This window comes from Burkholderia sp. Tr-862 (assembly GCF_011753085.1).
GTDB classification, from domain to species: Bacteria; Pseudomonadota; Gammaproteobacteria; order Burkholderiales; family Burkholderiaceae; genus Burkholderia; species Burkholderia ambifaria.
Genome location: NZ_VWWG01000031.1, coordinates 45,592 through 54,524, shown reverse-complemented (window position 1 = coordinate 54,524; position 8,933 = coordinate 45,592). Strand labels below are relative to the sequence as shown.

Below are 8,933 nucleotides of genomic sequence, written 5' to 3'. Positions count from 1 at the left end.
GCGTCCGATCTGTCGACGCGCGGCACGACATCGTGATCGTCGGCGCCGGCGCGGCCGGTGTCGCGGTCGCGTCGAGCCTGCTTGCGCGCGACGCGTCGCTCGATATCGCGGTGATCGACCCGGCCGATACCCACTACTACCAGCCGGGCTGGACGATGGTCGGCGCGGGCGTGTTCCGGCCCCACACGACCGCGCGCCGGATGGCCGACCTGCTGCCGCGCGGCGTGAAATGGATCCAGGCAGCGGTCGCCGGCTTCGAACCCGACGCGCACACGGTCGTGCTCGACGGCTGCCGGCGCATCGGCTACCGCAGGCTGGTCGTGTGCCCGGGGCTCAAGCTCGACTGGCACGCGATCGACGGCCTCGCGCAGACACTCGGCCGCAACGGCGTCACGTCGAACTATCGCTACGATCTCGCGCCGTACACGTGGGAACTGGTGCAGGCGTTCCGCGGCGGCAATGCGCTGTTCACGCAGCCGCCGATGCCGATCAAGTGCGCGGGCGCGCCGCAAAAGGCGATGTACCTGTCGTGCGATCACTGGCGGCGCACGGGGCGCCTCGGCGCCGCGAACGTCGAGTTCCTGAATGCGGGCGGCGCGCTGTTCGGCGTCGCCGACTACGTGCCGGCGCTGATGGAGTACGTGAAACGCTATGACATCGCGCTGTCGTTCGGCCACAACCTCGTCGCGATCGACGGCCCGGCACGGCGCGCGACGTTCACGCGCGCGCTGCCCGGCGGCGGCACGGAAACCGTCGAGCGGGCGTTCGACATGATCCACGTCGTGCCGCCGCAGAAGGCGCCCGATTTCGTGCGCGCGAGCCCGCTCGCCGACGCGGCCGGCTGGATCGACGTCGATCCGGCGACGCTGCGGCACCAGCGGTTCGCGGACATCTTCGCGCTCGGCGACGTCACCAACACGACCAACGCGAAAACCGCCGCGGCCGCACGCAAGCAGGCGCCCGTGGTCGCGCACAACCTGCTCGCGTCGCTCGGCCGCGCGCTCGGCAACGCCGCGTACGACGGCTACGGATCGTGCCCGCTCACCGTCGAGCGCGGCAAGATCGTGCTGGCCGAATTCCTGTACGGCGGCAAGGTCGCACCGACCTTCCCCGCATGGCTGATCGACGGCAAGCGTCCGTCGCGGCTCGCGTGGCTGCTCAAGGAGCGCGTGCTGCCGCCGCTCTACTGGAAGGCGATGCTCAAGGGCCGCGAATGGCTCGCGAAGCCCGCGATCGCCCGTTGACCGGAACCCGCTGACATCATGCTGATTTCCCTCGTACTCGGCGGCTTCGTCGGCGCCGTGCTCGGCCTCACCGGCGCGGGCGGCGGCATTCTCGCGGTGCCCGCGCTCGTCGCCGGAATGGGCTGGCCGATGCAGCAAGCCACGCCCGTCGCCCTCGTCGCGGTCGCGGGCAGTGCCGCGCTCGGCGCGCTCGAAGGGTTTCGCCGCGGGCTCGTGCGCTATCGCGCGGCGCTGCTGATGGCCGTGGCCGGCGTGCCGCTCACGACGCTCGGCGTGCGGCTCGCGCATGTGCTGCCGCAGCGCGTGCTGCTGGCGCTGTTCGCGCTGACGATGCTGGTCGTCGCGGGCCGCCTGCTACGGCAGGCGCTGCGCAACGCGCCCGGAGACACGGCCGAATCGCCGCTGTGCGTCGGTCGCGTGAATCCCGATACGGGCCGGCTCGTATGGTCCTGGCCGGTCGGGGTCGCGCTCGCGTCGACCGGCGCGGTGACGGGACTGATGACGGGGCTGCTGGGTGTCGGCGGCGGCTTCGTGATCGTGCCGATGCTGCGCAAGTTCACGAACGTGTCGATGCACGGCGTGGTCGCGACCTCGCTGATGGTGATCGCGCTGGTCGGCACCGGCGGCGTGTTCGCGACGCTCGTGTCGGGCACGCGCGCGCCGCTCGACATGATGCTGTGGTTCACGGTCGCGACCGCGCTCGGGATGGCCGCCGGTCGCAGCGCGTCCCGGCACCTGTCCGCGCGGCACGTGCAGGCCGGCTTCGCGGCCGTGCTCGTCTGCGTGGCGTGCGGGCTGCTGGCGAAGGCGGCGTTCGGCGCCTGAGCCGCACGCCGCACGCGGCACGCACCCCAAAACAAAACGCCCGGCCCGAATCGTCGTCGGCACCGGGCGTTGTTCGTTGCGTGCGCAACCTGTGCGCGAGAACGTCAGACGGCGAACGCGGCCATGCGCTTGCGTTCCTGGCGCAGCATCACGAAGTTCGCGATCACGACGCCGGCCGTCACCGCGATGATGAACAGCGTCGCGAGCGCGTTCATCTCCGGGTTCAGGCCGAGGCGCACGCGCGAGAACACGACGAGCGGCAGTGTCGTCGAACCGGGCCCCGACAGGAACGCCGACAGCACGAGGTCGTCGATCGACAGCGTAAACGCCAGCAGCCAGCCCGCGATCAGCGCCTGCGAGATCAGCGGCAGCGTGATCGTGAAGAACACCTTCAGCGGCGTCGCGCCCAGATCGAGCGCGGCTTCCTCGAGCGACGGATTGAGCTCGCGCACGCGCGACTGCACGATGATCGCGACGTACGAGATGCACAGCATCACGTGGCCGAGCCAGATCGTGAACATGCCGCGCTCGGCCGGCCAGCCGATCCACTTCGCCAGTTCGATGAACAGCAGCAGCAGCGAGATGCCCTGGATCACCTCGGGGATCACGAGCGGCGCGTTGATCATCCCGCTGAACAGCGCGAAGCCGCAAAAGCGGCCCATCCGCGCGAGCACGAAGCCGGCCCACGTGCCGATGAACACCGACGCGAACGCGGTCAGCACGCCGATCTTCAGCGACAGCCACGCGGCCGTCAGCAGTTCGTCGTCGTCCACGAGCGCCGCGTACCAGCGCAACGAGAAGCCCGACCACACGGTGACGAGCTTCGACTCGTTGAACGAATAGACGATCAGGCTGATGATCGGGATGTACAGGAACGCGAAGCCGGCAAACAGCGCCGCGAACTGCAGGTAGCGATTCGGCTTCATCGACGGCGGCCCTCCTGCTCCTTCGCCTGGAAGTGCTGGAACATCGCCATCGGCACGAGCAGCAGCAGCACCATCGCGCAGGTCACGGCCGACGCCATCGGCCAGTCTGCGTTGTTGAAGAACTCATTCCACATCACGCGACCGATCATCAGCGTGTTCGCGCCGCCGAGCAGCTCCGGAATCACGTACTCGCCGACCGCCGGAATGAACACCAACAGGCAGCCCGCGATGATCCCGTTCCTCGACAGCGGCAGCGTGATCTGCACGAACGCCCGCCACGGCCTGGCGCCCAGGTCGTACGCGGCTTCGAGCAGGCGCAGGTCCATCTTCACGAGGTGCGCGTACAGCGGCATCACGAGGAACGGCAGGTACGAATACACCATCCCGATGTACACCGCGTAATTGGTGCGGTACAGCTCGATCGGCGTATGGGTCAGGCCGATCCACATCAGGAAGTTGTTCAGCAGCCCGTTGTTCTTCAGGATCCCGATCCATGCGTACACGCGGATCAGGAACGACGTCCAGAACGGCAGCATCACGCCCATCATCAGCAGGTTGCGGGTCGCCGGGTTCGAACGCGCGATGTAGTACGCCATCGGATAGCCGATCAGCAGGCACAGCAGCGTCGTGATCGCGGCGACCACCACCGAATTGACGTAGGTCGCGAAATACAGGCTGTCGGTGAGCAGGAACGCGTAGTGCGACAGGTTCAGCGCGATGTGCACCACGCCGTCGGTGTACGACGCGAGCTCCGTGTACGGCGGGATGCCGAGCTGCAGCTCCGCGAAGCTGATCTTCACGACCAGCACGAACGGCACGAGGAAGAACAGCACGAGCCATGTGTACGGCCCCGCGACGACCGCCGAGCCGCCGGTCAGGCTGAAGCGCCGCACGGGCCATGCGAGCAGGGACTTGAGCGTGTTCATGACGTCAGCACCACGCCTGCGGTCGCGCTCCAGCGCACGTAGATCTCGTCGCCGAGCGACGGCGTGTCGAGCTCGGTGATCGCGAGGCTCGACACGTTCGCGATCACCGTCTTGCCCGCGTCGAGCTTCACGTGATACAGCGAATAGCCGCCCATGTACGCGACGTTGGTGATCCTGCCGCGCGCCCAGTTGAACGCGCCTTCGGGCGGCTTGCGCGTGAGCGCGATCCGCTCGGGGCGCACCGACACCGTGACCGGCATCCCGAGCGGGCCCGTGATCCCGTGGCTCACGTACAGCCGGCTCGGCAGCTCCGGGGATTCGATGTACACGTAGTCGGGTTCGTCCTCGACCGTGACGCCGTCGAACAGGTTCGTCGAGCCGATGAACTCGGCCGAGAAGCGGCTGTTCGGATATTCGTAGACTTCGTTCGGCGAGCCGATCTGCACGATCTGCCCTTCGCTCATCACGGCGAGCCGGTTGGCCATCGTCATCGCCTCTTCCTGGTCGTGCGTGACCATGATGCAGGTGACGCCGACCTTCTTCAGGATGTTGACGAGCTCGATCTGCGTGCGCTGGCGGATCTGCTTGTCGAGCGCCGACATCGGCTCGTCGAGCAGCAGCACCTTCGGGCGCTTGACGAGCGAACGCGCGAGCGCGACGCGCTGCTGCTGGCCGCCCGACAGCTGGTGCGGCTTGCGCTTCGCGTACTTGCTCATCTGCACGAGCTCGAGCGCCGCGGCGACGCGCTCCTTCAGCTCGGCCTTCGGCGTGCCTTCCTGCTTCAGGCCGTAGGCGACGTTCGATTCGACCGACATGTGCGGGAACAGCGCATACGACTGGAACATCATGTTCACGGGCCGCTTGTACGGCGGCATCTGCGCGAGGTCCTCGCCGTCGATCAGGATCTTGCCCGAGGTGACCGTCTCGAGGCCCGCGAGCATCCGCAGCAGCGTCGACTTGCCGGAACCCGAGCTGCCGAGCAGCGCGAACAGCTCGCCCTGGCGCACCGTCAGGTTCACGTTGCGCACCACTTCGGTCTCGCCGAATTTCTTGACGGCGTCGACGATCTGGACAAAGTTCTCGGCGCGCACATTCGCGCCGGACGAAGGAACGAAGGACGGCGCGCCCGCAACCGGCGCACCCGACTGGCTATTCATGATGTGCTGCTTCTCTCCTGCGTTTGACGAACAAAGCCCCCGGGGGCACCAGGGGCTTCATGACTGCTGGCTCACTTCGGCTCGCGTCAGCGGCCCGATTTCAGCTCGGTCCACAGACGCGTCTGCAGACGCTGGATTTCAGGCGGCAGCGGCTTGAGCAGGAACAGCGTCTTCACGACGTCGGCCGGCGGGTAGACGGCCGGGTCGTTCGCGACGTCCGGCCGCACGTACTTGCGGGCCTCGGCGTTCGCGCTCGGGTAGTACACGGCGTTCGTGATCGCCGCGTGCACCTTCGGATCCTCGATGTAGTTGATCCACTGCAGCGCGGCGTCCTTGTTCTTCGCGTCCTTCGGGATCGCCATCACGTCGAACCAGACCGGTGCGCCGCCCTTCGGAATGTAGTACTCGACCTTGTACGGCTTCTTCGCTTCGAGCGCGCGATGCTTCGCGATCACGACGTCGCCCGACCAGCCGTATGCGAAGCAGATGTCGCCGCCGACCAGGTCGTTGATGTAGCCCGACGAGTTGAACTGCGTGATGTACGGGCGGATCTTCTTGAGCACTTCCATCGCGGCCTTGTAGTCGGCCGGGTTCGTGCTCATCGGATCCTTGCCGATGTAGTGCAGCGCCGCCGCGAACATCTGGTCCGGCGCGTCGAGCACCGACACGCCGCAGGTCTTCAGCTTCGAGAGGTTTTCCGGCTTGAACAGGATGTCCCAATTGTCGAGCGGGACCTTGCCGAGCGCCTGCTGCGCCTTCGTCAGGTTGTAGGCGAGACCGGTCGTGCCGTATGCCCAGGGCACCGTGTACTTGTTGCCTGGATCGGCACCGGCGACGAGCGCCATCAGTTGCGGATCGAGGTGCTTGAGGTTCGGCAGCTTCGACTTGTCGAGCGGCGTGAAGATGCCGGCCGCGATCTGCTTGCCCGCGTAGTTGCTGGTCGGCACGACGATGTCGTAGCCCGAGCTGCCTGTCAGCAGCTTCGCCTGCAGCGTGTCGTCGCTGTCGTAGTTGTCGTAGCGAACCTTGACGCCCGTCTGCTTCTCGAAGTTCGGGATCGTGTCCTTCGCAATGTAGTCCGACCAGTTATAGATATTGAGCTGCGTATCCTTCGCCGCTGCGGCCGACGCACCCACGCACAGCGCGAGCGCTGCGAACCGGCCCACTACCTTTGCTTTCATCCCGTTCTCCCTCCGGCCGGACCGCGTGTCCGGCTGCCGTCTGCCTCGTCATGGCGGCGCATTCTGGCACGCCGCCCCTCGAAAACCCCGAACGCTACCACCATTCGCGCGCCGTCACAAAAAAATCATGCCCGTGTCGCGCAAACGGAACAGATTCCCGCCGCAAGCCGCCCGGGCGGCCCGCACAGCGGGGCGTTCCGGGGGAATTCTATCGGTTAATCGACGCCTGTCCATCAAGAAAAGAAAGCGGCGGCGAAACCGCGTGCGCACCGGCGGCGATCCGGCATCCGGCCGGCCGCCCGGCCGCCATGCATTAAAATGACGCCCTGACGATTTCACGGCGCAAAACCTCCCGATGGCCTCCAATCTCCACGACCTGCCTGACAGCCCCTGCATCGGCGTCTGCTCGACCCTCTTCGACGAAGTCTGCAAGGGCTGCGGTCGCACGGCCGCCGAAGTATCGAACTGGGTGTTCCTGAGCGACGACGAAAAGCTGGCCGTGTGGGAGCGCATCAAGCGCGAAGGCACTGCGATGCGCTTCCAGTACGACAAGCTGTAAGCCTTCCCGCGTCGGCGCATGCCGACGCGATGCGCCCGCCCGGGCGCCGCGGGCCCGATCACGGGCTGCCCGCTGGCGGGCCTGACCCGGCCCCACCTCACTCCCCCCGCCTCACCACCGCACTCGCTCCGTCGCAATCGACGCGACGCACCCCGTTTCCGTTCCGACTTCCCGCTGCCGACATGCGCCCTGGGCGCAATGACGCCGCGCGTCCTTCGTCACGATCTTCCGTCGCCAACCGGCATGCCCGCGCGCCCGTTCTTCGATATTGTCCGCTCAGATCGAATCCATACCGCTCGATCCTTATCGAAGCTGAAAAATATTACATCTGACATTCGTAACGATCAAAACACCAGCTTCCATCAATAAATCGGATTATTTTCTCGATTAAATGCCATAAATTCCACGGAAATAGCCGTAAAAATCTGTACAAGTACGATTTCAATTCGTAAATCTAATTGATAAATTCCATCCGCTCTCCGGAAATTATGGTGAGCGATTTATCTTCCACCAATCGAAAAAAACCGGATCACCGAATTGAATTCGGAACTCCGGCTAGTTAAAGGAATCCGCTCATATGAAATTCGTTAAGATGACGAACCAAGCGTCGCACCTCGTGATGGCAGGTCTGCTCGCCCTGGGGAGCGCATCGGCGTTCGCCGACTCGTTCGACGTCAAGGTCACCGGGAAGATCAAGCCCGGCGCCTGCACGCCGACGCTCGCCGGCGGCGGCACGTTCGATTACGGACTGATCGGCTCGGCCGAACTCAGTGCGACCACGCCCACGCTGCTCCCGGTCCTGTCGGATTCGATCACGATCACCTGTGATGCAGCCGCCCGCGTCGCACTGACCGCGCAGGACAATCGCGCCGGCACCGGCGCATTTACCGGTAATGTCAATTTCTTCGGCTCGTCCAATTCGATTGCCACGCAATTCGGACTCGGCTCGGCCGGCGGCAAGAATATCGGCGCCTTTGCATTCCGATTCAGAACGAACACGTTCCAGGCGGATGGTGCAGCGGTCGATTCGATTTATTCGAACACCAGCGGCGCCACCTGGGTGACGTCCAACGGGATCGTCAACAACACCGGCGGCTACGAGTCGTGGGCGAAGAAAGGCCAGACCGTCCCGGTCGCGGCGAAGGTCTTCACCGGCACGCTCGACGTGCAGGCCGCGATCGACAGGACGTCGAATCTCGACCTGAGCCAGGAAATCAATCTCGACGGCCTCGCCACCGTGTCGCTCGTGTACCTGTAATTCCGGTACGCGTCTTTCCTCCGATCGCGTCGATTGCCTGACAGGCGTCGACCGCACCGCCGCTTCGCCGAAGCGGCGGTGCGCAGCACGATTACCGCCTAGCCTGCCACCGCCATGAAATTCCCTGCACGCCATACCTTGCGGGCGTCGTTGCTCGCCCCGCTCCTCGGTTGCCTGATCGGTTCGGGCGTCGTACACGCGATGGGCGTCGTGCCCGAGACGTCCGTGGTGATCGTCGACGAAGCCGACGGCGAAGGAACGATCTCGGTCAGGAACACCGACACCCACCCGACGCTCCTGCATACGACGGTCGAGCCCATTCCCGAGGACAAGGCCGAGCGCCTCATCGTGACGCCCCCGATCGCGCGTGTCGAAGGCGGTGCGGTGCAGCTCGTCCGGTTCGTTCTCGCCGGCAACGAGCCGCTCGTCACGCAACGCCTCGCCCGCGTATCGTTCTCCGGCATTCCGCCGAAACGCCAGAACAAAAACGAGATCCAGACGATCATTCGCCAGAACCTGCCGGTGCTGATCCAGCCGCAAGACCTCGCGCGCAACGACAGGCCATGGGAACTGCTGAAGTGGTCGATCGAGGATGGCAAGCTGATCGTGCGCAACGACAGCCGCTATGTGGTGCGTCTCGAACAGAAGGTGCAGTTGCTGCCGTCGGGACAGATCGTGTCGCTGCCGGCCCCCTACGTGCTGGCCGGACAGACCCGCCGGATCGCACTGGCCCACGAGGCCGCGACGCCGGAACGCGTGCGCCTCTTCCCCGCCACCGTCTACGGCTACTCGGTCGATCACTACGACGCAGCGCTTGCCCCCGCTGCGGTCACGCAACGGTAAGCACCGCGTCTTCG

The 8,933-nt window shown here is 65.6% G+C and carries 9 protein-coding genes; 5 read left to right on the top strand and 4 right to left on the bottom strand.

What is annotated here, in order from left to right:
- Both F3J14_RS12350 and F3J14_RS12345 read left to right on the top strand, forming a co-directional pair.
- Positions 1-1,244: FAD/NAD(P)-binding oxidoreductase (locus F3J14_RS12350; RefSeq protein WP_166723224.1), on the top strand; the 1,244-nt coding region annotated here is incomplete at its 5' end.
- Positions 1,245-1,262: 18 nt separating this feature from the next.
- On the top strand, positions 1,263-2,069 hold the full coding sequence (locus F3J14_RS12345; RefSeq protein WP_166723223.1) for a sulfite exporter TauE/SafE family protein: 807 nt from the start codon (positions 1,263-1,265) through the stop codon (positions 2,067-2,069).
- Positions 2,070-2,173: 104 nt separating this feature from the next.
- Here F3J14_RS12345 and F3J14_RS12340 read toward each other — a convergent pair whose 3' ends face one another.
- The 4 genes from F3J14_RS12340 to F3J14_RS12325 all read right to left on the bottom strand — a co-directional run bounded on the left by F3J14_RS12340 (position 2,174) and on the right by F3J14_RS12325 (position 6,259).
- Positions 2,174-2,995, bottom strand: coding sequence for an ABC transporter permease subunit (locus tag F3J14_RS12340; RefSeq protein WP_166723222.1), 822 nt, complete (start codon positions 2,993-2,995; stop codon positions 2,174-2,176).
- Complete coding sequence (locus F3J14_RS12335) at positions 2,992-3,921, bottom strand: ABC transporter permease subunit (RefSeq protein ID WP_166723221.1); 930 nt, start codon at positions 3,919-3,921, stop codon at positions 2,992-2,994. Before F3J14_RS12335 ends, F3J14_RS12340 begins: the two co-directional genes overlap by 4 nt.
- Complete coding sequence (gene potA / locus F3J14_RS12330; protein ID WP_166723220.1) at positions 3,918-5,078, bottom strand: polyamine ABC transporter ATP-binding protein; 1,161 nt, start codon at positions 5,076-5,078, stop codon at positions 3,918-3,920. The genes F3J14_RS12335 and potA overlap by 4 nt, the downstream gene beginning before the upstream one ends.
- 86 nt (positions 5,079-5,164) lie before the next feature.
- Positions 5,165-6,259, bottom strand: coding sequence for a polyamine ABC transporter substrate-binding protein (locus F3J14_RS12325; protein ID WP_105788906.1), 1,095 nt, complete (start codon positions 6,257-6,259; stop codon positions 5,165-5,167).
- A gap of 355 nt (positions 6,260-6,614) precedes the next feature.
- Here F3J14_RS12325 and F3J14_RS12320 point away from each other — a divergent pair, with 355 nt between their 5' ends.
- The 3 genes from F3J14_RS12320 (at position 6,615) to F3J14_RS12310 (ending at position 8,919) form a co-directional block, all read left to right on the top strand.
- Complete coding sequence (locus tag F3J14_RS12320) at positions 6,615-6,818, top strand: DUF1289 domain-containing protein (protein WP_166723219.1); 204 nt, start codon at positions 6,615-6,617, stop codon at positions 6,816-6,818.
- A gap of 577 nt (positions 6,819-7,395) precedes the next feature.
- Positions 7,396-8,076: a DUF1120 domain-containing protein gene (locus tag F3J14_RS12315; protein ID WP_166723218.1), complete on the top strand. Its 681-nt coding sequence runs from the start codon at positions 7,396-7,398 to the stop codon at positions 8,074-8,076.
- 114 nt (positions 8,077-8,190) lie between these two features.
- On the top strand, positions 8,191-8,919 hold the full coding sequence (locus F3J14_RS12310) for a fimbria/pilus chaperone family protein (protein ID WP_166723217.1): 729 nt from the start codon (positions 8,191-8,193) through the stop codon (positions 8,917-8,919).
- The last annotated feature ends 14 nt before the right edge of the window (positions 8,920-8,933 follow it).